The sequence below is a fragment of the Desulfuromonas sp. AOP6 genome (assembly GCF_009731355.2).
GTDB lineage: Bacteria > Desulfobacterota > Desulfuromonadia > Desulfuromonadales > SZUA-540 > SZUA-540.
The window spans coordinates 2436126-2458234 of the sequence record NZ_AP022810.1; the positions used below are offsets into that span (position 1 = coordinate 2436126).

The following is a 22109-nucleotide window of genomic DNA, read 5'->3' on the forward strand; positions in this document are numbered from 1 at the left end:
TGGCTAATGGCGAAACTATGGGAAGGGAACTACTTGAGTTCCACAGTGGCGCCAGCTTCAACGAGCTGCTTCTTGAGCTCTTCAGCTTCAGCCTTGGGCAGGGCTTCTTTAACGGTCTGAGGGGCACCGTCAACGAGGTCCTTGGCTTCTTTGAGCCCGAGGCCCGTAGCAGCGCGAACCACCTTGATAACGTTGATTTTCTTGTCGCCGGCACTGGAAAGGACGACATCAAACTCATCTTTTTCCTCAGCGGGAGCAGCGCCAGCAGCGGGTGCGGCAGCGGCCACAGCCACGGGTGCAGATGCAGATACGCCGAACTTCTCTTCAAGCTCCTTGACGAGCTCAGCCAGCTCAAGCACGTTCATTTTTTCGATAAATTCGATAACTTGCTCTTTAGTGATGTCAGCCATGGTCTGTATTCCTCCGTAACGTAATATGCGTCAAATGGTTTAAAATTAAGCTGCTTTTTTGTCTTGAATAGCTGCCAGCACCTGCACCAGCGAGCGCGGGATGGCTGCAAGCACACCAACAAAGTTGGAAGCAGGGGCATTAAGCGATCCAAGGACTTTGGCCAGCAGAACCTCACGGCTCGGCAGATCAGCCAGAGCCTCGACCTGTGCCAGGCTTAGCAAGCTGCCATTAAGGGCTCCGACCTTTAGAGCAAAGGTCTTGTTGGCCTTGGCAAACTCGGACAGAATTTTGGCGGGGGCCACAGGATCTGATCCTGCGATGGCGATCGCTGTGGGGCCGGCAAGATGGTCGGAAAGGCACTCGATGGAAGTTCCCTTAGCGGCCAACTTCAGCAGAGTGTTCTTGACGACGCGATATTCAACGCCTGCCTCACGAAGCTCACCACGCAGCTTATCAACCTGTTCCACGTTGAGTCCGCGATAGTCTGCAAGAAAGGCGGCCTTGGCCGACTCCAGCTTTTCACTCAACTCGGCGACAATCTGTTCTTTGCTGCTCTTGTTCAACGTCTCTCCTCCTTTCATTGAGATTTAGGGATACACTATCCCTTGCCCCAGTCTGAGGTCATGGAGTGAGACGAAACCTCGATCCATTGTTCCAGCCTCGGCAGGCAGTCAATCTTTTAAGCGCCCTTGAAGGCGCACCTGCTGTCTTTGACCGGGAGCGTTATGTAAACCACCAACCGCCCCCAGGGGGGCGACTGTCGTTCGACAGAAATTTTATTTAACCATCGCCTGCAAAGCAGTGACATCGACATTGAGGCCGGGTCCCATCGTGCTGGAGATGCTGACCTTTTTAAGGTAAGTCCCTTTGGATGTGGCGGGCTTAGCCTTAACAAGAGCATCAACCAGGCTGACGACATTTTCCTTTAGTTTTTCCACATCAAAGGAAACCTTGCCGACAGGAGCATGCACAATACCTGCTTTCTCAACACGGTATTCTATCTTGCCCGATTTGGCCTCGGTAACAGCCCGCCCGACGTCGAAAGTGACAGTACCGACCTTGGGGTTGGGCATGAGACCACGGGGACCAAGAAGCTTTCCGATTTTACCAACCGTACCCATCATGTCCGGGGTGGCGATCGCGGTATCAAAATCGTACCAGCCTTCCTGGATTTTGGCTACGAGATCATCGGCCCCGACGTAGTCGGCCCCAGCAGTGGTGGCCTCCTGGGCCTTCTCACCCTTGGCAAAGACGAGAACCCGGACAGTCTTCCCGAGACCATTAGGTAGCACAACGGCACCACGAACCATCTGATCCGCTTTACGTGGATCCACACCGAGGCGGATGGAGACATCGACCGTTTCGTCAAATTTAGCGAAAGAAGTCTCCTTGACAAGAGCAAGAGCCTCCTCAATGGGATAGGCATTTGTTCTGTCTATCTTGGCCTTAGCTTGAGTATGTTTTTTTCCTGCACTCATTTGCAACTCCAGTTAAACGACTTCGAGGCCCATGCTGCGGGCGGTGCCTTCAATAGTAAGGATTGCCTTTTCGATATCAAAGGCATTGAGGTCCGGCATTTTCAGCTCGGCAATCTCCCTGACCTGATCCTTGGTAACCTTTCCCACCTTGTTCTTATTCGGTACGCCGGAGCCCTTAGGAATCTTGGCGGCCTTCATGAGAAGAACGGCTGCGGGAGGCGTCTTGGTAATAAAGGAAAAGGACCGGTCGGCGTAGACGGTAATGACAACAGGGGTAATCATCCCATCCTGTGCCTGGGTCTTTGCATTGAACGCCTTGCAGAATTCCATGATGTTGACCCCATGCTGGCCGAGTGCGGGGCCGACCGGCGGCGAAGGGTTCGCCTTGCCGGCAGGTATCTGCAGTTTAATCAAACCAACAACCTTCTTGGCCATGAGTGACTCCTTGAGTTTATCTTGTTAGAACCAGTACTAACTGGTTTTTTCTACCTGGATGAATTCCAATTCGACCGGGGTTACCCGTCCGAAAATGCTGACCATGACCTTAAGCTTGCCCTTGTCGGGCTTCACGTCCTCAACCACGCCAGTAAAGTTAAGGAAAGGACCATCGACAACGCGAACGGTTTCACCGACTTCGAACTCAACCTTTGGCTTGGGTCGCTCCACGCCCTCTTCAATGCGGGAAGTGATCTTGGCCACTTCCTCATCAGGGATGGAAGGCGGTGCTGTACCCCCTCCTACAAACCCGGTAACCTTTGGTATATCTTTAACTATGTGCCAGGTTTCGTTATTCAACTCCATCTGGACAAGTATATAGCCTGGGAAAAATTTACGGGTAGACGTCTTGCGCTCACCCTTTTTCAACTCGACCACTGTTTCGGAGGGAATCAGAATTTCACCGAAGAATTCTTCCGCCTCAAGAGATCGAATCCGCTCCTCCAGATTGAGCTTTACCTTGTTTTCAAATCCAGAGTAGGTATGTACGCCGTACCATTTTTTTGCCATATCAGCTTCTCCCTTATCAACTCAGGAGCGCGCGAATCACCGCGGAGAGAGCTGAGTCCACAACCCACAAAAACACGGCAACGACGAAGACCAGAACGATAACAACCGTTGTGGACGCGATAGTGTCCTTGCGCGTCGGCCAGGTAACTTTTTTAAGCTCACCCTTTACGTTCGTCAAAAACTCAGTCGTTTTGGCAAGCACTATAAAAACCCCTTTGGAGTATGACCATCAAATTGGCAGGCCAGGAGGGACTCGAACCCCCAACACCCGGTTTTGGAGACCGGTGCTCTAGCCATTAGAGCTACTGGCCTGCATGCAGAAAACTGCGCGCCTCTTCAGCCGTTCGCCCCTACTTGGTTTCCTTGTGAGGGGTGTGCTTCTGACAAAAACGGCAATACTTGCTGAATTCCAGTTTATCAGGAGTATTTCTTTTATTTTTCGTGGTCGTGTAATTTCGCTGCTTGCATTCCGTGCAAGCCAAGGTAACGATATCCCGCATGGTGTCGTCCTTCAACTCCCCCCCTCTCGCGAGGGGAGGAGGTTTTGAATGTTTTACTCGATAATTTCGCTAACAACACCCGCGCCAACAGTACGACCGCCTTCGCGGATAGCAAAGCGCAGTTCCTTGTCCATGGCGATAGGGGTGATCAGGTTGACTGTCATGGCGATGTTGTCGCCGGGCATAACCATCTCGGTCCCTTCCGGCAACTCAACAATGCCGGTAACGTCGGTGGTGCGGAAGTAGAACTGGGGACGATAACCTTTGAAGAAGGGAGTGTGACGGCCGCCCTCTTCCTTCGACAGGATATAAGCCTCAGCTTTGAACTTGGTGTGCGGCGTGATGCTGCCGGGCTTGGACAATACCTGACCACGCTCAATGTCTTCACGCTTGACGCCGCGCAGAAGGACACCTACGTTGTCGCCGGCCTGACCCTGATCAAGCAGCTTGCGGAACATCTCGACGCCGGTCACGACGGTCTTGGTGGTGGCTTTCATGCCGACAATCTCGACCTCTTCACCGACCTTGACGACGCCGCGCTCAACACGACCGGTGGCGACAGTGCCGCGACCAGAGATGGAGAAGACGTCCTCGACAGGCATCAGGAAGGGCCGGTCGATGGCGCGCTCGGGCTCGGGGATGTAGTTGTCAACAGCGTCCATCAACTTCAGGATGGCCTGCTCACCCAGCTCGCCAGTGTCCCCTTCGAGAGCCTTCAGAGCCGAACCGGGGATAATGGGAATGTCGTCGCCGGGGAACTCATAGGAAGAAAGCAGCTCGCGAACTTCCAGCTCGACCAACTCCATGAGCTCGGCGTCGTCGACCATGTCGGCCTTGTTCAGGAACACGACCATGGCGGGTACGCCAACCTGACGGGCCAGCAGGATGTGCTCGCGGGTCTGGGGCATGGGGCCGTCAGCGGCCGAAACCACCAGGATAGCGCCGTCCATCTGGGCCGCACCGGTGATCATGTTCTTGACGTAGTCGGCGTGGCCGGGGCAGTCAACGTGCGCATAGTGGCGCTTTTCGGTCTCATACTCGACGTGGGCGGTGGCGATGGTGATGCCGCGCTCGCGCTCTTCGGGAGCGTTGTCGATCTGATCGTAACCTTTGTACTCGGCGCCGCCCCTGGCTGCCAGAACCTTGGTGATGGCGGCCGTCAGGGTCGTCTTGCCATGGTCAACGTGACCGATGGTCCCGATATTGACATGGGGTTTTTTTCTCTCAAATTTGGCTTTAGCCATTGTGTAATCCTCCCTTTTTTACTGATTTTGCTTATTTCGCCTAATGTTGGGCCAGCTGCGTTTGCAAGGCCAAGATCCAATACAAACAGATAAACCCACAGAAACAGTGCATGGAGCCCACAACCGGACTTGAACCGGTGACCTCTTCCTTACCAAGGAAGTGCTCTACCTGCTGAGCTATGTGGGCCTACTCACTGACTCTCTGCGGAATACCAGGTTAGTTTGGAGCGGGAAACGGGATTCGAACCCGCGACCCTCAGCTTGGAAGGCTGATGCTCTAGCCAACTGAGCTACTCCCGCCCAAAAACAACCAACCTAACTCTATCTGCCAAACGGTGGACTCCAGAAGGATCGACTTCCCAGTACATTCAGCCCACGGCCTCCTGGAAACGCCTACCCGACTTCATCCGGCGAGTTTCATATGGTGGAGGGGGGAGGATTCGAACCTCCGAAGTCTACGACGGCAGATTTACAGTCTGCTCCCTTTGGCCGCTCGGGAACCCCTCCAGGGGAATTTAAAACAAAAGGTTTTTCAGCCCCTTTGTAGCTCACTGGAGCTGGCGACAGGAATTGAACCCGCAACCTGCTGATTACAAGTCAGCTGCTCTACCTATTGAGCTACGCCAGCACAGGGGGGGATTTATACAACAGTGACTTTTTAATTGCAAGCTTTTTTTCTGTTGCGGCGTCTCCCGCCCGGAACGGGTGAACGTATAATCCATTTACCTGGCGATGTCAATGATTTTATATAAGAAAAATCATCAGTCGACCTGGTTCTTGCGTTGGCGAACAACCTCATACATGGCCAGGGCCCCGGCGACGGAGGCATTAAGAGAGGAGACCGTCCCCGCCATGGGAATGCGCAACAACCCATCGCAATGAGCCTTTACATTGGGACGCAGCCCGCTCCCCTCACTACCGACCACCAGAGCGACGTTTCCGACAAGATCACAGGAGTAAATATCCTGGCTATCAGCATCCCCGGCAAGACCATAGACCCACACCCCTTCACGGCGCAGTTCATCCATGGTGCGAGCCAGATTGGTTACCTGGCAGAGCGGGATATGTTCGAGAGCGCCTGCGGATGACTTGTCGACGACCCCGGTGACACCACAGGCCCTGTCTTTTGGAATGATCACGCCATGGCATCCGGCGCCTTCCGCGCTGCGGATCAACGCCCCCAGGTTGTGAGGATCGGTGATGCCATCGAGAAGCAGAAAGAAGGCGGGCTTGCCGGAGGCACGCCAGTTCTCGACCAGGTCATCAAGAGAGGCAAAAGAAAAATCTTCCACCTTCAGCAGTACACCTTGGTGACGGTTGTTTCCCGCCAGACGATCCATTTCCTTGCGGTCGACCTGGCGAATGGTCACCCCTGCACGAGACGCTTCATCGATCACTTCCTGCAGGCGGGCCGAAGGAGATTGACTTACAACGACGAGCTCAAGGGGCCGCCGGAGCCGGCTGCGCAGCCCCTCACGAGCAGGATTGACACCGTATATCCAATCCGCCATCAACGGTTCTCGCTGAGAGCGGCAGCCATTTCATCCAGAATCCCTTCCGCCGCTGCAACAGGATCCGCCGCCGCGGAGATAGGACGTCCAATGACCAGATAGTCGGCCCCGGCACTGATCGCTTCGGCAGGGGTCGTAACACGCTTCTGGTCATCCAGAGAGGCAAAGCTGGGACGCACACCAGGCGTCACGATGAGGAAGTCGTCACCGCAGACCTCCCGAATGAGGGTAACTTCTTTGGGAGACGCCACCACGCCGTCCATGCCAGCCTCCTTGGCCAGCTTCGCCAGACGGGGCACCATCTCCTGGACGGGACGATCGATGCCGACCTGCCTCAGCGTTTCCTCGGTGGACGAGGTCAGAATGGTGACAGCCAACAGCACGGGCCGCTCGGCGGTGCCCTTCGGACAGAGGGCGTCAACGGCGGCCACGGTCTTCTCCATCATATCTCGCCCGCCCAGGGCATGCACGTTGAACATGCGGACCCCAAGCCGGGTGGCCTCCACCCCAGCGCTGGCCACGGTATTGGGGATGTCGTGATATTTGAGGTCGAGAAAGACTTCCCCCCCTTCCCCACGGATCATGTGAACCACCTCGGGACCACAACGGGTAAAGAGCTGCTTGCCCACCTTGAAAACACCGACTTTTCCATGCAACAACTTGACCCAACGCTCCGCCTCTTCAAAGCTGTCGACGTCCAGGGCAAAAATCAGTCGATCACGTACAGAATTCTTCATCACTTGCTCCCAATTATATTTTTCACCCGACGGGAGATTTCCTGAACCCGCTGAATGAGTTCCGTCGATTCATTCGCGCCCAACTGATGACGGGCGGCCATGCATTCCATATACACCAGTTCGCTCAAGGCATCGGCCAGCAGCTTCATCTTGTCCGACTCTTCGAGTCCACCCAGATTGACCAGAATGCGCCCCGCCTCTATTGTGCCGTCCTCGGCCAGAGTCACGTCCCGAAAGACATACGAGAACGGTTGAGGCAACGAATGCAGGAATTCATCAACCTCTTGGCTAAAGACGGGATTCTTTTCACTCAGGCGTCGGAAGAGTGCCGAAAGAGCGCCATTAAAAATGGACAATATCTTGCCCAGATCCCCGGAAGCCTCCACCGAAGGGGCTTCCTCCATCCCGACTACCTTTTTTTCGATCAACTGATGGAGCAGACGCAGCGTCTCGAACTCCCCCATGCCGCTGCGTCGCATTATCTCACGAACAGCAAGGCGCCTTTCACCGATGAGCAGTGCCAGCCGCTTTTCTGATGGAGGAAGATCCTCAGCGCTCCCCGGGATCAGTACCGGCAAGCCATCGAGGGAACCGATGCGGCGCATGAAAAGCTCTTTCTCGTCGACACGACGCAGCCCTTCCATAATGAGATTCTGGGTGCTCAACGACAGACGGACGACATCCCCCTTGCCGGGAGGTCGATCGAGAAAGACATAGCTGCCCGCCTGAAAGGCGAAGAGGCCATAGACGATGGACTCCACCTGTTGGCGCGCCGCCTGCCAGAGATCTTTGGCCGTGACCAGACCCTTCTCGACCAGAGCTTTGCCTCCACGCGTCAGGTCAACGGACGACTGCCGGACTTTTTGGAGGACTTCTGCGCTCAGTTTTCCCATATCAAAGAGGACATCTCCCAGATCTTCTCCTGGAAAGGTACTTGTCGCCGAGACAATCTCCCCCTGCTGGAAATACAGGTCTTTGCAGCCCCCCTTGAGTTCAAAGTGCAAGACGCCGGTCTTCCGGAACATATTAAAGAAGGAGAGGAGATCGGTCACCGAGACTTCACCCAGCACACCAGCCATCAACACTTCGCCCGCTTCAGGCGACGAGTATAACAGGTGGCAGGAAGAGGATCCCACCAGTTCCAGGGACGAAACCGTCAGCTTATCGGCCACCTGGGGGGGAACCTTCAAACGCGTATCGTCAGCTACCATAACTCCCTACTCTCAACGGCGACCAACCAACCGGGCCATCAATCAACAGCCAGTGCCGCACGGATTTTGTCCGCAATAGCGGCTGCCGCCGCGGCTACCGGCAGCAGGCTCCTTTGCCCGCTCTGGCGCTCCTGCAGTTCCAGTGCCCCCTCCTTGAGGGTACGGGAGCCGACGGTCACCCGCAGAGGGACACCGACAAGGTCAGCATCCTTGAACTTGCTGCCTGGACGCTCGTCCCGGTCATCAAGCAGCACTTCGATACCGGCCTGCAGCAAATCCCCATAAAGAGCCTCCGCCGCCGCCCGGACGTCGTCATCATTCGGATTGACCATGGTGACGACGACCTGGAAGGGGGCGATGGGCAACGGAAAGATGATGCCGTTTTCGTCATGATTCTGCTCGATGGCCGAAGCGACCGTGCGCCCAATGCCGATGCCGTAGCAGCCCATGACCAGCACGCGGTCTTTGCCCTGATCATCCAGCACGGTGGCTCCCATGGCCTCGGAATATTTGGTGCCGAGCTTAAAGACATGCCCCACCTCGATGCCACGCCAGATTTCGAGTTTGCCCTCGCAGCGGGGGCAGGGATCGCCGCCAATGGCCTGCCGCAGGTCGGCGAAGGTATCGACGGTAAAATCACGAGTCAGGTTGACTCCCGAGAAATGAGCGTCCTGCTCATTGGCGCCGGTGATAAAGTCAGCCATGCCCTGCACTTCCAGGTCGGCAACGAGGCGGATCTTCAAGCCGATGGGGCCGGCAAATCCGCTGGGCGCCCCCGTGACCTTCTGCACCACCTCTTCCGGCGCCAGGGTGATCCAGGCACAACCGAGGAGATGGGCGAGCTTGATATCGTTGAGCTCACGGTCACCGCGCAGCAGCACAGCCACGGTGTCACCAGCGTCCGTCTCGACAATCAGGGTCTTGAGAAGCCGTGTCGGGCTGGTATCCAGAAAGAGGGCCACGTCCTCGATGGTCTTGCGCGCTGGTGTGGCCACCTTGCGCAAGGTCTCCGTAGCGGGAGGCGTCTGCAGTGTCCCCAGGCGAATCTCCGCCTTCTCCACGTTGGCGGCGTATTCGCAGCTGTCACAGGAGACAATGGCATCTTCTCCGGATTCGGCCAGCACCATGAACTCGTGGGAGAAGGAACCGCCGATAGAGCCGGTGTCCGCCTCCACGGCACGAAACTTCAGACCGCAGCGCGTGAAGATCCGGCGATAGGCCTGGTACATCTTCTCATAGGAGGCATCGGCCCCGGCATCGTCGAGATCGAAGGAATAGGCGTCCTTCATGATGAACTCGCGGCCGCGCATGAGGCCGAAACGGGGACGGATCTCGTCGCGGAACTTGGTCTGGATCTGATAGAGATTCAGGGGAAGCTGACGGTAGGAGCGCACCGTGTTGCGCACGATGTCGGTGACCACCTCCTCATGGGTCGGGCCCATGCAGAAATCGGCGTCCTTGCGGTCCTTGAAGCGCAGCAACTCCTTGCCATACTTGTCCCAGCGTCCCGACTCCTGCCAGAGCTCGGCGGGGTTAGCCATGGGCATGAGCACCTCGATCGCCCCGGCACGGTCGAGCTCTTCACGAACAATGGACTCGACCTTACGGATGGAGCGCAAGCCCAGCGGCATATAATTATAGATACCGGCAGCAACCTTGCGGATCATGCCGGCCCGCATCATCAGCTGGTGGCTGATCACTTCGGCGTCGGCGGGGGTCTCTTTCAATGTCGGCAACAAATACTGGGACCAGCGCATGGGAAAACCTCAACTCTTCCATGAAATTGGATAACGCGGAAAACGGATGAAAGCGCCGAAGGGCGCCGGCAGGTAGGAAAAACTAGCGTATCTCCAGGAAAAAGGCAAGAAAACAGTGCGCCGGGGGCGACTCAGCCCTTCACCTTCTGGCGCACCAGCTGCCAGGCTTCTGCCACCAGAGCGTCGGCCAGTTCGGCTTGGGGCACCTTGCGCACCACCTGTCCGTGCCGGAAGAGCAGCCCCTGCCCCTTGCCGCCGGCGATGCCGATATCGGCCTCCCGGGCCTCCCCCGGACCGTTGACCACACAGCCCATCACGGCCACGGTGATCTTCTCCGGCAGGTCATGCAGACGACGCTCCACCTCTTCGGCCACGGCAATGAGGTCTATCTGGCAGCGGCCGCAGGTCGGGCAACTCACGAACACGGGACCACGCTCCCGCAACTCCAGGGCTTTGAGAATCTCCCAGCCGACCCGCACTTCTTCCACCGGATCACCGGTCAGAGAGACCCGCAGGGTGTCGCCGATGCCGTCATAGAGCAGCGCCCCCAGGCCGATGGCGCTCTTGATAGTGCCGCTCCAGGTGGTTCCCGCTTCGGTGATGCCGATATGAAGAGGATAGTCCACGCGGTCGGCCAACTGGCGATAGGCTTCTACTGTTCGACGAATATCGGAGGCCTTGAGGCTGACCTTGATCTGGTCGAAGCCGAGATCTTCCAGCAGACGGATATGCCCCAGAGCGCTCTCCACCATGGCTGCCGACGTCGGATGACCGTAGCGTTCGAGCAACTCCTTTTCCAGGGAGCCGCCGTTGACGCCGATGCGGATGGGCACGGACCGCTCCGCGCAGGCCCGCACGACCTCCTGCACCTTCCAGCGCGCGCCTATATTGCCGGGGTTGATACGTAAACCCTGCACACCGCTCTCCAGGGAAGCCAGGGCCAGCTGGTAGTCGAAATGGATATCGGCAATCACCGGCAGGGGACTGTCAGCGCAGATCCCCCGCAGAGCCAGGGCGGCCTCTTCGTCGGGGACGGCGCAGCGCACGATCTCGCAACCTGCCTCGAAGAGGCGGCGGATCTGCTCGTTCGTGGCCTGGACATCACGGGTGTCGGTATTACACATGGACTGCACCGAAATGGGCGCCCCATCGCCGACAGCGACATCTCCCACGGTAATCCGGCGTGTTTTTCGACGCATGGGTCGTTCCTTTCAGGCGGATGGCCACCCCAGTCCCCCCAGGCGCTTGAGGGCAAGGGTCGGGATGGCAAAAGTGGGCTAGAGTTTACGGCCGGTGGAGCCCCAAGTCAAGGGGCGAGGACTGAGCCGTTGACAGGAAAAAGACGACAGGGTAATGTGCCTCCAACTCACAAGCAAAGACAGGTCAAATACCATGGAAAAGAAAAAGGTTTTTCGCCGGGGGGCCCCCCGGAAACCGCAGCGTCCCCCCATTGAGCTCACCATCGAGCGACTCAACGACGAAGGGGTCGGCATCGGACACTTCGGTGGCAAAGAGGTTCAGGTGGCTGCCACCCTGCCCGGCGAAAAGATCGCCCTGAGCATCGAACACGAAGGGCAGTATCGCATTATCGGTAATCTGGACCGTGTCATCACCGCCCATCCCGAGCGGCGCCGCCCCCCCTGTTCTCATTTCGGCCATTGCCTTGGCTGTTCGTTGATTCACCTAAAAGATCAGGCCCAACTCAACTTCAAGACCGAGCGAGTCAAACAGGCCCTGCAGACCTACGCCTCGCTCAACACCGTCCGGGTACATGAGGTCTGGCCGGCCGCCACAGCTCTGGGCTATCGCACTACCGCCAAGCTCGCCATGGCCAAGGATCGCGGCAAGGTCAAGATCGGCCTCTACCGGCGTGGTTCCCACAACGTAGTCGATATCGACAATTGCCCCCTGCATCATCCGCTCATCAACCGCATCGTGCAGGTAGTCAAGCAGGAGGTGGAACGCCAGGGTGTCTATGTCTACAACCCCGCCCGCCAGAGTGGCCTGCTGCGCTACCTGACCATCCGGGTCAGCCCGACTTTTGACAAAGCCATGGTCACCTTCGTCACTTCCGAAAAAAACTTCAGGGAAGTCACACACCTGGCTAAGGGCCTGCAGAAGAAGGTGGCCGAGGTGGTCTCCATTCATCAGAACATCAACACATCAGCCGGCAATGTGGTTTTCGGCCGGGACACCCTGAAAATGCTCGGGGCCGTCGACCTTATCGACCAGGTGGGAGACATCCGTCTGCGCATCTCCCCGACCTCCTTCTTCCAGGTGAACAACCCGCAGGCCGCCCGCATCTATGAACTGGTCCGCCAGTGGGCCGCCCTGCAGAAGGAGGATACGGCCATCGACCTTTACTGCGGCATTGGCGGTATTGCCATGAATCTGGCCCGGGACGCTGGCCGTGTCATCGGTATTGAGGTCGTGGAGGAGGCGGTGCGCAACGCCAGGGAAAATGCCCAGATGAATGGAATCCAGGGTTGCAGTTTCCGCGCCGGTGACGCCGCCGAACTGGTGCACGACCTCACCCACGAAGTTCCTGCAGGCAGTGTCGCCGTGGTCAATCCTCCCCGCAGCGGCTGCGCCCAGGAGGTACTCGAAGCCCTGGTGCAACTGAAGCCCCGTACCCTCATCTACGTCTCCTGCAATCCCGACACCCTGGGCCGCGACCTCGACCTGCTGGCCGGTATGGGCTACCGCACGGAAGAGATCCAGCCCGTCGACATGTTCCCGCAGACCTCCCACGTCGAATCCGTCGCCCGCCTGGTGCCTGATCGAGACCGACTGCCGCGCAAAAAGAGCCAGCAGTCCTCTTATTAGAGCTTCAGCACCCAAGAGGCCCTGCCGAAATAGATCGGCAGGGCCTCTTGACATAGAACAGAAAAGCCGACGAATCAGGGCTGCTTGTCCTCGGCAGCCAGCACCGCCAGCCTCTCCTGCGCCCGCGCCGCATAAGAGGACACCGGATATTTCTCCACCAATTCCGTGTACAGTCGCACGGCCTGGGTTTTATTAAACTGTTTTTCCTCTAAGGCGGCAGTCTCGTAAAGATCCTTCGCTCGATCCCCGCACCCGGCCAGCACCAAGGCCAGCACGATGACTCCCAGCAATTTTCGCATGATCACTCCCCTTTGCCGTCAAGAGGCTTTGTCACCGTGAAAGCACCCCGGATATCCCCCGGCGAAAACCCCGTCGCCTGATCCTGCGGGTAAAGACGCTTCAGCGCCTCCTGCACGGCGGGGTCGATGTCCTGCCCATGGCAGAGCAGGCAGATAGCCCCCGTTGGGATGGCTTTCATGTAACGCAGCACCATTTCACCGTCTATCGACACCACCTCGCTATACTCCAGGGACATCGGATCGCTCCCCTGCTGCCGCAGCTGCTTAAACCGCTCCAGCACCTGACGCTCCCAGGCATCCGGAGCATTGTCGGGATTGCGCAGTCGCAGGCTGGTGCGGGCAACCTGCCCGCCTGATTCGAGGGATAGCCGCGCGGCAATGGCGGGGGCCTGGCGCTGACAGACAGCGACCGCCTCAACCGGTCCCTGGGTACGGATCGCCGACTCCAGCTCTCCCTTCAGCTCCGCCATGAAAGCCCCAACGATAGCACGGCTCTCCGTCACCACCGCTTCTTCCGCCTGGACCGGCAACGCAGTCATCAGCACAAGCAACACCAGGATACCTTTCCAAGTAGCCATATCAAAACTCCTTTTCACAAGGGCAAAACCTGCTTGCAAATCACGCAACGAGAGACTAGTATAGCAGCGTTTTGAACGGATTCGAGAGGAACGGCCATGAACACCCTGGATTGTCGCGGCAAAAAATGTCCCCAGCCGGTGATTGAAACGCGCAAGGCTCTGCTGGCCAGGCCAGCGGCCAGCCAGCGCGTTCTGGTCAACGACGAGACAGCCCGCCAGAACGTAAGCCGTCTGGCCGAAAGTCTGGGGCGTTCCGTCATCGTCACCGCGACCGAAGGAGGCTTCGTTCTGGAAATCTCCGCCGGAACAACACCGGAAGCCACCACCTCGGAACCCGCAGTAAGCGGCAAAACCGTGGTCTTTGTGGGCTCGGACAAAATGGGCAGCGGCGATGACGAACTCGGGCATATCCTGATGAAAAACTTCATCTTCACCCTGCTCGAAATCAATCCCGTTCCCGATGCGCTCTATTTTGTCAACGCCGGCGTCAAACTGACCACCAAGGGCTCGGACGTTATCGAAGCACTGACCAGGCTCGCCGACCAAGGGGCCGATATCGCCTCCTGCGGGCTCTGCCTCGAATTCTTCGACCTGAAGGAAAGCCTCGCCGTCGGTCGGGCGACCAACATGCTCGACACGGTGGAAACTCTAAGCAAAGCGGGGCGCATCATCCGCCCCTAAGAATAAAATTCCGTCACCTTAAGGGAGTAGGTAGTAGTCTGGTGACGCTCCCGGTCTTCAAAACCGGTGGGGGGCGTATCCCGTCCCCGGTGGGTTCGATTCCCATCTGCTCCCGCCAATTAATAAAAACAAGGGGTTACGGTTCTTCCGTAGCCCTTTCGTTTTTTAATTTTCGCTAATCTTCTTGCCTTTTGTGACAAATTTGTGACAATTGTGACAAATTCAACCACCACCACCAAGGCACGAGAGGGGAAAATGGCAACAATCGTTAAGCGCGGAAAAGGGGCCTGGCTGGCTCGAATCCGGAGGAAGGGATACCCACCCCAGGCCAAGACATTTGACAGCAAGACAGAGGCCGCAGAATGGGCCAGGAGCGTTGAATCGTCCATGGACCGGGGGCTTTTTGTCGACTACTCGGAGGCGGAGCGCACCACCTTGACCGACGCCCTTGACCGGTACGAACGGGAAGTTACCAGCAAGAAAAAAGGCAAGGGGCAAGAGAAGGACCGCCTGAACGTGTGGCGAGGGTCTGCTCTAGCCGCCCGCTCCCTGGTCAGCATCAGGAGCGCGGACGTTGCCTCATGGCGCGACGGCCGACTGGAAGACGGGATCTCGCCGCACACGATCTGCAACGACCTCTCCCTCCTTTCTCACGTCTACCGGGTAGCGACCACGGATTGGGGCATTGCGGGCCTCACGAACCCCTGCGAGCACGTCCGGCGGCCGAAGCGTCCGGAGGGAAGAGACAGGAGGCTGGAGGCCGGGGAAGAAGAACGGTTGCTTGCCGCCCTGCCCGCCTCCGTCGGGGCGGTGGTTCGGCTGGCACTGGAGACAGGCGCGCGGCGCGGGGAGATTTTGGCGCTGAGGTGGGAAAACATCGACCTGGGAAAAAGAACGGCACGCCTCCCTGACACAAAGAACGGGACGGCGCGGGATCTCCCCCTTTCGACCAGGGCGGTGGAGGTGTTGCGGCAGCAGCCCAGACGGCTGCATGATTCGCGGGTCTTCCAGATCACCCCCGCGCACGTGTCGAAGTCCTTCCGGGAGGCGTGCGAGCGGGCAGGGGTTGAGGATTTGAGGTTTCACGACCTGCGCCATGAGGCCACCAGCCGCCTGTTTGAAAAGGGACTGAACCCTATGCAGGTGGCAGCGATCACAGGGCACAAAACCCTGGTGATGCTGCGAAGATACACCCATTTGCGGGCTGAGGATCTGGCCGCGCTGCTGGGATGACGAAAAATGGCCTAGGATCGATTTTTAATGGTCAAGGCTAGGGTGGTGGTGGTTGGTTCAATCTTTCTCGATTCTAGCCCCCTTTTTGTTCGTTCTGGGACGTTTTCACGAGGCGAAGGTGACGGCGTTTCTCCGTGGCGCCTTGCTGGAGGGTCCCTTTCCACCCGATACAGGGGTTGAGAGTGTAGCTCTTGTGGGGTCCGTGCTGCGTCTCCCCGGGGAGGATGACGCCGGCGTCCAGCAGCTTCCTGATGCTGCGGGATAGATTCGGCTGGGAAAGGTTCATTTCCCTGGCCAACCCCACCTGATTCACCAAAACCTCATTTCCATGGCGCAGAGCTTTTAGCATCTTGAAAAAAACCTTGAAATCCGCGCCTGTCAGGCTATCGCAAGTCGCCAAATAATCCAGTCCCATCGCCCCGTCTCCCTGCCACAAAATCAACCACTGCTCGTCGGTCTTCGCCTTCTTTTCTACCAGCATCAGATTGACGGGGGTAGTGGTTTTTTCCACCACCCCTTTTTCAATGTGGTACGTGGTTTGCTCTAAATTGTGCGCTATCTCTTTGTTTTTACTCATGCTTTTTACCTCCCCACCCCTGTTGAAATGATATGACCTATATCACCTGTGATATGGGTTATATCATCCGCGATATACCTAAGTCAAGTGTTTTCAACTGTTTGAGTGCGAAGCACGAGTGTATTAGAATCAAGATCTTTAACCTTTTTTTGTTTCTTTTTTTACGCACTACTTTACTCAACAATCATTTTCCTATTCTTCTACCACCCTTCGAACAATCTTCCCTGCCCGCCTCAATGCACTCTCCCTCACGAAGACGGACGGCTCCTTTTCTTCCAGCCGTGCGGCCTGCTCTATCTCCTTCCACTGGTCATGGGTGAAGGCCACGCTCTTGACTACCCTGAAAGCATCTTCCTTGCGCGGTCTGCCTGGACTTCCTTTCCTATTGCCCATTTTATTGCCCATTTTCAACCCCTCCTACTGAGCATGTTCTTAGCACTGCCTACCAGACCTCCAGCCCTGCGGGTTTTTTCTTCCTTGATGTAGTCCTCCACCGCGCCCAAAGAGTCCACTAGAGCCTTGGCCCTGGGGAAGGCCAGGCGGAACGCCTTCACCGCCTCATCAACGGCTTCCTTGTTGGTGTTTTTTTCCTCCTGCATGGCGTCAATAACAGATTTGATCTGGCCCTGTGTGTGGGCGTTGATCTTGTCTATCAGCTTTGCCATCTCAGTTATTACCCTGGTTCTCTCGGCGGTTGCCTGCTCTCTCGCCGCTTCCATAGCTGCAGCCAGCTTGATATCGATCCGCGTTATCAGCCTTTCTTCAAGCGCCGTCGCCTCGGATTCAGCGGAGATAAGCGCTCGCGCCGCCTCTGTCGGCGTGCAGCCCCTTTCCTCCGCCAGCTTCATCAAAAATCGAAACTCCCCTTCCCCCATCCTGATATTGATCTGTTTCATTTCTTCACCTCCTTTTTGATATTATCATAATATCGAAATTACCCGAAATGTAAAGGCATTTTTCATATTATCGTATTATGGAAATGTCATTTTGGTGGCGTCAGACAAATGGCTGACAGTGATATCAGAAAAGGCGTGGGTGGTTGATATCGCGGGCACACGCCGCAAAATGGGCGCTGTCGCCGTTATTGCAAGGGCTGGTGATATCGCTCCCGATATCGCGTGCACACAGCATAGTTGTTGGGCTGGCGGCCCGCTGGCGACAGCACACCCTACCACCAAGGGTGAGTAGGGTGTGCAAGCTAACCATATGTCGCCTTTTCTGGGTCAACGTGCTCCTGTCTGGGCTTTTTCTTCCGGCGCGTGGCGGCGGGCGGTGTGTTCATGATCGGGCGATAGGAAAGGAAGATTTGTCGTTTCTCTGCCGCCCGTTCGCCGAGTCCGGGTCCCGCCTTGCCCCACTATCCCCTTGAGGGATAGCGGGCCTCTCGGCGCTCGCCCTCGCTCGCCCTCCCCCGGAACTCACATGCTGCCAGGTTGTTGTTTTAGACCTTGGTAGGGAAGGTTCAACTAGCTGAAGGGTCCCTGCCAGGGCTCGATCGCTCGACCGATCACCGACCCCTTCCCCACGCCTTTAAGCCTTTGACTTGACGGAGCGACGGCGAAGTCACCTCCGCGCCTCGTGGGTCAGAATGCCACCCGCGACTGTCCGCCCGCGAGTTGACAAAGAAGGGATGTGACAATTTGTGACAAAGGAATTTTTGTTCTTTGTGGGCTGGTGTCACGGGATGGTTAAATTTGATGGCTTGTGACAAATTTGTGACAATTCTTTTCAAAAAGTCAAAAAATAACACTCGTAAGTTACTGTTTTAACTGGTGTTTTATTTGGCAAAAACGGACTTCAAAACCGGTGGGGGGCGTATCCCGTCCCCGGTGGGTTCGATTCCCATCTGCTCCCGCCAAAAACAAGAAGAGGGCTGCACTCGTTAGGGTGCAGCCCTCTTCTTGTTTCAAAAGGCAATCCGCTTTTTCTTGCTGCCCAGTTGGTAAGCGGGGCTCAGGAAGGTGGCGAAGTGGCCTTTGGCACTCGATGGGTCTGCTCGGCCACCCGCTTTGCCGGCTCTGAACCCATCACAGGCAGGGCGATGCGCTGGGAAGGAATCTCCATCAGGGCCACCACCTCGCTGACCCGCTCATTGAACTGGGCCAGCTGGCCCTTGGGCACAGCCGATGCCATGGGAATGCTGGCAGTAAGGGGGTTGACCGGACGGCCCTTGGCATGCAGCTCGAAATGCAGGTGAGGCCCGGTAGAGCGACCGGTGTTGCCCGAAAGAGCGATGCGCTGACCGCGCTGCACTGTCTGTCCCCGCCTGACGAGGGAGCGACTCAGGTGCAGGTACCGGGTGGTATAATGGCTGCCGTGTTGGACCTCGATGTATTTGCCGGCAAAGGGATGATCCTGCACACGGGTGACCACACCATCGCCCGTAGCCAGCACTGGGGTGCCAGTCGGCATGGCGAAATCAACGCCGTTATGGGGGGACACCCGTCCGGTGACCGGATGACGGCGGGCCCGACTGAAGGTAGAGCTGACACGATACTGGCCCTGGGTGGGAAAACGCCTGAAGGCGCGGGCCAGGCTTTCGCCCTTGTGATCGTAATAGTTGCCGTCTTCGAAAAGAAAAGCGCTGTAGAGCCGTTTGCCTCGGAAGATGCGTACCCCTTCTATGCGACTCTGACCCGTCCATTCCCCGTTGACAAACTGCTGACTGCGCACGACCTGGAAGGTGTCGCCGGCGCGAATATCGCGACTGAAGTTGAGCTGATCGCGAAACAGATCGGCGATATTCACCGTTTCATTCTCGCTGAGACCGACACCCTTGGCGGACAGATAAAAACTGCCGCTGATGGTGCCGTCCAGAAACTCCTGCATCCATTCGCCAGGCAGCACAATCTCGTCGTAATCAAAGGTCGAATCATCTACCCGCGTGTAGACTACCCGCCGTCCCGGGTGGATGAAGAGTTCCATACTGACCAGCTCGCGGGTCTCTTTATCGAGAGTGAACGTCAGCCGATTGCCGGGGCGCAGCGTATCCAGAGCCAGCACCTGTTCATCGGCGGAGAGAATCTGATACATGACGCTCTGATTGATTTCCACCAGGTCAAAGATAGAACTCAGGGTATCCCCAGGGGCGATGTCGCGGCTGCGGATATGGTCCGGTGCGGGCGGCAGCACGGGCGGATGGGCGATCTCGGCCGTCGACAGGCCAAGAGGAGTGCCGGTATGTTCAGTGTCAGGAAAAGCCGACGAGGAAGAACGGGGAAGAGCGGTCAGCAGAATTCCAGGGACGGCCAGAAAGAACAGGATGGCCGCAAGCTGCAGCCGGCGTTTGCGGCGCTGGCGACAGCGCTGTTCCTGGGTTGTCAGCCAAATAGCGTTCATAGACCTGAATAATCAAAAGTTGACGAGCCACACAATCTGGGCTGCGCCTGACAGCGAAGCCCGCACAAAAAAAATCTCTTTGTTTTTGCCTCATAACCTCACTAAAAGTCAACCCCGATAGACAGATTAAAGAACATAATTTCTGTGCCAGGGATTATTTGTTAATGGCGAAGACACAAAGAGATCTTCGCGGAAACTTGTCGGAAAGTCTTTTCCCGGGAAAATAGTCATGATAGCCTCTACGGGTTTTTAGACAAATCTTGGCCGAAACCACTTCAAGGAGCCTGGATACACGTCATGATCCAACTCGAATCCCTTCTTCCTTTACAGGGAGCGCTGGGGCTCTACCTGGCTGCCGCCCTCTTGCAACTCCGGCTGTTAGGCGGCGAACGCCGACCCCTACGCCGGATCGCCCTTGGCCTGCCGGCGCTGGCTTTCTTTCTGCAGACCCTCTACCTGGCCGCCGCCTGGCTGCAGATGGGCTACCTGCCGGTGACCAACCTCTTTTCGACCCTGGTCTTCTTCAGCTGGGCCATGGGGGGCACCTTTTTCTACTTCGAGCTGCGCTACCGCATCGGCGCCGCCGGCCTGTTCGTGTTGGCGGTGACCCTGGCGCTGCTTGGCAGCGCCATAAAACGCGGGGTGGCGATCTCCCCCCTCATCCCGGCTCTCGACACGCCCCTTTTCACCCTGCATGTGGCTTTTTCCTTCATGGGCTACGCCCTCTTCGCCATGGCCTTCTCCGTGGCTATGGCCTACCTCACCCCTGCCGCCCTGCGCCCGCGCAGCATGCCGCCGCGGGAGTTGCTGCGCCGCCACAACGAGGAAGCCGTCCTTCTCGGTTTCGTCTTCTTCACCCTGTGCATGGTCAGCGGCAGCATCTGGGCCCATGTCGCCTGGGGCCACTGGTTTTCCTGGAACATCAAGGGGGTCTGGTCCTTTATCGTCTGGCTCTTTTACGCCGGGATGTGCCACGCCAAGTTCGTGCGGCGCTGGCAGGGTGAAGGCTACGCCATCCTCTCCATCGCCGGCTTCGGTATCGTCCTCTTCACCTACCTGGGCATCGGCCTGCTTCTGCAGAGCAATCATCCTTTGTAAAACAAGGAGGATGAAGACTGTCACCACGCAGAACTCTTAGGCCTTTTTCTGAAAGCAAGGATATGGCGACGCAAGGAAACAAAATCTGGTACTGGCTCACTTCCCTCAAGCTCGCCATCGTACTGGCGTCTCTGGCCACCCTTGTGATCATGATCGGGTCGCTGGTCATGCACTACCATCCGCGCCTTTTCGGCGACCTCGATGCCGTCACCCTGGGAACCTTCTACCCGGCGGCCGCCCGGCAGGCACCGCTGCTCACCCTGTGGATGCCCGTCGCCGCCCTGCTGATCATCGCCTTTGCCGTCAACACCCTCTGCTGCTTCCTCGACTGGTTGCCGCGTCTGCGCAGTCGTTGGCGCAAGACGGGCGAATACCTCATCCACCTCGGCTTCTGCCTGCTGGTGGTCGCCTTCTTCTGGGGCCAGCTCAGCGGCTATCGCACCGCCGGCAACCTGCTGGCCGTGGGCGAAACCAGGCCTCTGCACCGGCATCCCGGTCTCAGTCTGCGCCTTGATGATTTTCAGCCCGTCTTCGACGAAAGCGGCCGTCGCCCCCTCGACATGTTCAACGAACTGACCCTTCTTCGAAACGGCGAAGAAATCGTCCGCCAGCAGGTGCGCACCAACCATCCCTTGAGCCATCAGGGTCTGATCATCCTGGCCTCCAGCTTCCAGCAGGAAGCCAGCGGCTTTTCCTTCCACGCCCCGGGCTTTGGCCGCCTGGATCTGCAAGCTGGCAGCCGGCTTGAACTTCCCGGCGACGCCACCCTCGCCGTCCTGGATTTTCTGCCCACGGCCCGACGCCTCGGCGAACGCGTGGTCGCCATGGGAACCACCCTGAACGATCCGGCCCTGCATCTGCAACTGACGGGCGGCGACGGCCAGATACGCTGGCAGGGCTGGTACTTCCTGCGTCAGGGCCCACCCGCAGCCCTCGCCGAGCAGGGCCTCCACCTGCGCCCCCTGCAACCCGTCGTGCGTACCTCTTCCGTGCTCACCATCAACTACGACCCCGGCGCCAGCCTGGCCCTGACCGGCGGCGTCCTCATGGGCACCGGCGTCCTCATCGCCATCGTTTCCTACTACGCCAAACGACGCCGGCAGGACCGACCCTTGATTGTCTGAAGGTTCAGACTTTCCACTGAGATTAAATTTCTTTTTTACGAATAATTTCGGATATTTTAATTGACTTCTGTATGCGGGATTGATATTTTCTCGCAAATTTTATCACAGGAGGGATTCATGAAAAAAATTGCTTTGCTATGCTGTATTGCCTTTGCCCTGACCAGTCTGACCGGATGTGCCCAGCGATTGACCGATTTCACCATTATTTCATCAAAAAACATTGACCTGTCGCAAGGCGCGGACCTTACCCGAGGCGAAAGAGTCGTCGGCGAAGACACCGTACCCATTGTTATTGTCCCGATCGGCATCCCCAATGCCAAAGAGGCTATGGACAACGCGATTGAAAAGCATGATGGGTGTGTTGGACTTCTCGACGGCGTTCTTGAAAGTGAATATTTCAGTTTTATCTTTGGCTATGTAAAATACCGCGTTAAAGGTACCTGCCTCATGGATCCCAAACTCGTGGCGCAAAAATAAAATTTCCGCACGGGATAATACAT

Annotated in this window: 25 protein-coding genes and 6 tRNA genes; 7 read left to right on the top strand and 24 right to left on the bottom strand. The window is 57.3% G+C overall.

Features of this window, described 5'->3' with window-relative positions:
* Positions 1 to 29: 29 nt before the first annotated feature.
* From rplL to ispG, 18 genes are all read right to left on the bottom strand, one after another.
* Positions 30 to 410: a 50S ribosomal protein L7/L12 gene (gene rplL / locus AOP6_RS11440; RefSeq protein WP_155876888.1), complete on the bottom strand. Its 381-nt coding sequence runs from the start codon at positions 408 to 410 to the stop codon at positions 30 to 32.
* Positions 411 to 455: 45 nt separating this feature from the next.
* Positions 456 to 974, bottom strand: coding sequence for a 50S ribosomal protein L10 (gene rplJ / locus AOP6_RS11445; protein ID WP_155876889.1), 519 nt, complete (start codon positions 972 to 974; stop codon positions 456 to 458).
* 213 nt (positions 975 to 1187) lie between these two features.
* Positions 1188 to 1889 (bottom strand): 50S ribosomal protein L1, encoded by a 702-nt coding sequence (rplA, locus tag AOP6_RS11450; RefSeq protein WP_155876891.1) that lies wholly within the window; start codon positions 1887 to 1889, stop codon positions 1188 to 1190.
* Between the two features lie 12 nt (positions 1890 to 1901).
* Positions 1902 to 2324: a 50S ribosomal protein L11 gene (gene rplK / locus AOP6_RS11455; protein ID WP_155876893.1), complete on the bottom strand. Its 423-nt coding sequence runs from the start codon at positions 2322 to 2324 to the stop codon at positions 1902 to 1904.
* A gap of 36 nt (positions 2325 to 2360) precedes the next feature.
* Complete coding sequence (gene nusG, locus AOP6_RS11460; RefSeq protein WP_155876895.1) at positions 2361 to 2894, bottom strand: transcription termination/antitermination protein NusG; 534 nt, start codon at positions 2892 to 2894, stop codon at positions 2361 to 2363.
* 16 nt (positions 2895 to 2910) lie between these two features.
* Positions 2911 to 3096, bottom strand: a complete 186-nt coding sequence (gene secE, locus AOP6_RS11465; protein WP_155876897.1) for a preprotein translocase subunit SecE — start codon at positions 3094 to 3096, stop codon at positions 2911 to 2913.
* A gap of 33 nt (positions 3097 to 3129) precedes the next feature.
* Positions 3130 to 3206: transfer RNA gene (locus AOP6_RS11470), tRNA-Trp, on the bottom strand.
* A 38-nt stretch (positions 3207 to 3244) separates the two neighbouring features.
* Positions 3245 to 3394 carry a 50S ribosomal protein L33 gene (gene rpmG, locus AOP6_RS11475; protein WP_155877715.1) on the bottom strand — a complete coding sequence of 50 codons (150 nt, stop codon included), beginning with the start codon at positions 3392 to 3394 and terminating at the stop codon, positions 3245 to 3247.
* A 53-nt stretch (positions 3395 to 3447) separates the two neighbouring features.
* The gene (tuf, locus tag AOP6_RS11480) at positions 3448 to 4638 is read right to left on the bottom strand and encodes an elongation factor Tu (protein WP_155876878.1); all 1191 of its coding nucleotides are present in this window, start codon (positions 4636 to 4638) and stop codon (positions 3448 to 3450) included.
* 111 nt (positions 4639 to 4749) lie between these two features.
* Positions 4750 to 4825, bottom strand: a tRNA-Thr gene (locus AOP6_RS11485).
* 36 nt (positions 4826 to 4861) lie between these two features.
* A tRNA-Gly gene (locus AOP6_RS11490) sits at positions 4862 to 4938 on the bottom strand.
* Positions 4939 to 5060: 122 nt separating this feature from the next.
* Positions 5061 to 5145 (bottom strand) — tRNA-Tyr (locus AOP6_RS11495).
* 45 nt (positions 5146 to 5190) lie between these two features.
* Positions 5191 to 5266: transfer RNA gene (locus AOP6_RS11500), tRNA-Thr, on the bottom strand.
* 133 nt (positions 5267 to 5399) lie between these two features.
* Positions 5400 to 6149, bottom strand: a complete 750-nt coding sequence (rlmB, locus tag AOP6_RS11505; RefSeq protein WP_275950971.1) for a 23S rRNA (guanosine(2251)-2'-O)-methyltransferase RlmB — start codon at positions 6147 to 6149, stop codon at positions 5400 to 5402.
* A complete protein-coding gene (gene pyrF, locus AOP6_RS11510) occupies positions 6149 to 6889 on the bottom strand; it encodes an orotidine-5'-phosphate decarboxylase (protein WP_213194575.1) in 741 nt (246 codons plus the stop codon). Before pyrF ends, rlmB begins: the two co-directional genes overlap by 1 nt.
* Positions 6886 to 8097: a DUF4388 domain-containing protein gene (locus AOP6_RS11515; protein WP_155876903.1), complete on the bottom strand. Its 1212-nt coding sequence runs from the start codon at positions 8095 to 8097 to the stop codon at positions 6886 to 6888. Before AOP6_RS11515 ends, pyrF begins: the two co-directional genes overlap by 4 nt.
* Before the next feature lie 38 nt (positions 8098 to 8135).
* The gene (locus tag AOP6_RS11520; RefSeq protein WP_155876905.1) at positions 8136 to 9854 is read right to left on the bottom strand and encodes a proline--tRNA ligase; all 1719 of its coding nucleotides are present in this window, start codon (positions 9852 to 9854) and stop codon (positions 8136 to 8138) included.
* Between the two features lie 131 nt (positions 9855 to 9985).
* Positions 9986 to 11053 (bottom strand): flavodoxin-dependent (E)-4-hydroxy-3-methylbut-2-enyl-diphosphate synthase, encoded by a 1068-nt coding sequence (gene ispG / locus AOP6_RS11525; RefSeq protein WP_155876907.1) that lies wholly within the window; start codon positions 11051 to 11053, stop codon positions 9986 to 9988.
* A 193-nt stretch (positions 11054 to 11246) separates the two neighbouring features.
* On the opposite strand from ispG, the gene rlmD reads away from it, so the two are divergent.
* Entirely contained in the window at positions 11247 to 12680 is a 1434-nt protein-coding gene (gene rlmD, locus AOP6_RS11530) for a 23S rRNA (uracil(1939)-C(5))-methyltransferase RlmD (RefSeq protein ID WP_213194576.1), read from the top strand.
* A gap of 74 nt (positions 12681 to 12754) precedes the next feature.
* Here rlmD and AOP6_RS11535 read toward each other — a convergent pair whose 3' ends face one another.
* Positions 12755 to 12979 (bottom strand): hypothetical protein, encoded by a 225-nt coding sequence (locus AOP6_RS11535; RefSeq protein WP_155876909.1) that lies wholly within the window; start codon positions 12977 to 12979, stop codon positions 12755 to 12757.
* 2 nt (positions 12980 to 12981) lie between these two features.
* Positions 12982 to 13557 (bottom strand): DUF3365 domain-containing protein, encoded by a 576-nt coding sequence (locus AOP6_RS11540; RefSeq protein ID WP_155876910.1) that lies wholly within the window; start codon positions 13555 to 13557, stop codon positions 12982 to 12984.
* A 96-nt stretch (positions 13558 to 13653) separates the two neighbouring features.
* Between AOP6_RS11540 and yedF the strand changes: the two genes are divergently transcribed.
* The 3 genes from yedF (at position 13654) to AOP6_RS11555 (ending at position 15471) form a co-directional block, all read left to right on the top strand.
* On the top strand, positions 13654 to 14238 hold the full coding sequence (yedF, locus tag AOP6_RS11545) for a sulfurtransferase-like selenium metabolism protein YedF (RefSeq protein ID WP_155876911.1): 585 nt from the start codon (positions 13654 to 13656) through the stop codon (positions 14236 to 14238).
* A gap of 22 nt (positions 14239 to 14260) precedes the next feature.
* Positions 14261 to 14356, top strand: a tRNA-Sec gene (locus tag AOP6_RS11550).
* Positions 14357 to 14493: 137 nt separating this feature from the next.
* Positions 14494 to 15471 carry a site-specific integrase gene (locus AOP6_RS11555; RefSeq protein WP_155876912.1) on the top strand — a complete coding sequence of 326 codons (978 nt, stop codon included), beginning with the start codon at positions 14494 to 14496 and terminating at the stop codon, positions 15469 to 15471.
* A gap of 73 nt (positions 15472 to 15544) precedes the next feature.
* On the opposite strand, the gene AOP6_RS11560 is transcribed toward AOP6_RS11555, so the two are convergent.
* The 4 genes from AOP6_RS11560 to AOP6_RS11575 form a co-directional block, all read right to left on the bottom strand.
* The gene (locus AOP6_RS11560; protein ID WP_155876913.1) at positions 15545 to 16048 is read right to left on the bottom strand and encodes a winged helix-turn-helix domain-containing protein; all 504 of its coding nucleotides are present in this window, start codon (positions 16046 to 16048) and stop codon (positions 15545 to 15547) included.
* A 192-nt stretch (positions 16049 to 16240) separates the two neighbouring features.
* A complete protein-coding gene (locus AOP6_RS11565) occupies positions 16241 to 16453 on the bottom strand; it encodes a hypothetical protein (RefSeq protein ID WP_155876914.1) in 213 nt (70 codons plus the stop codon).
* 2 nt (positions 16454 to 16455) lie between these two features.
* Positions 16456 to 16944 carry a hypothetical protein gene (locus AOP6_RS11570; protein WP_155876915.1) on the bottom strand — a complete coding sequence of 163 codons (489 nt, stop codon included), beginning with the start codon at positions 16942 to 16944 and terminating at the stop codon, positions 16456 to 16458.
* Positions 16945 to 18001: 1057 nt separating this feature from the next.
* Positions 18002 to 19387: a peptidoglycan DD-metalloendopeptidase family protein gene (locus AOP6_RS11575; RefSeq protein WP_155876916.1), complete on the bottom strand. Its 1386-nt coding sequence runs from the start codon at positions 19385 to 19387 to the stop codon at positions 18002 to 18004.
* 297 nt (positions 19388 to 19684) lie between these two features.
* On the opposite strand from AOP6_RS11575, the gene ccsA reads away from it, so the two are divergent.
* The 3 genes from ccsA (at position 19685) to AOP6_RS11590 (ending at position 22086) form a co-directional block, all read left to right on the top strand.
* Positions 19685 to 20485, top strand: a complete 801-nt coding sequence (ccsA, locus tag AOP6_RS11580; protein WP_155876917.1) for a cytochrome c biogenesis protein CcsA — start codon at positions 19685 to 19687, stop codon at positions 20483 to 20485.
* A 62-nt stretch (positions 20486 to 20547) separates the two neighbouring features.
* Positions 20548 to 21609, top strand: coding sequence for a cytochrome c biogenesis protein ResB (locus tag AOP6_RS11585; protein ID WP_155876918.1), 1062 nt, complete (start codon positions 20548 to 20550; stop codon positions 21607 to 21609).
* 117 nt (positions 21610 to 21726) lie between these two features.
* On the top strand, positions 21727 to 22086 hold the full coding sequence (locus AOP6_RS11590; protein WP_155876919.1) for a hypothetical protein: 360 nt from the start codon (positions 21727 to 21729) through the stop codon (positions 22084 to 22086).
* Positions 22087 to 22109: the final 23 nt, after the last annotated feature.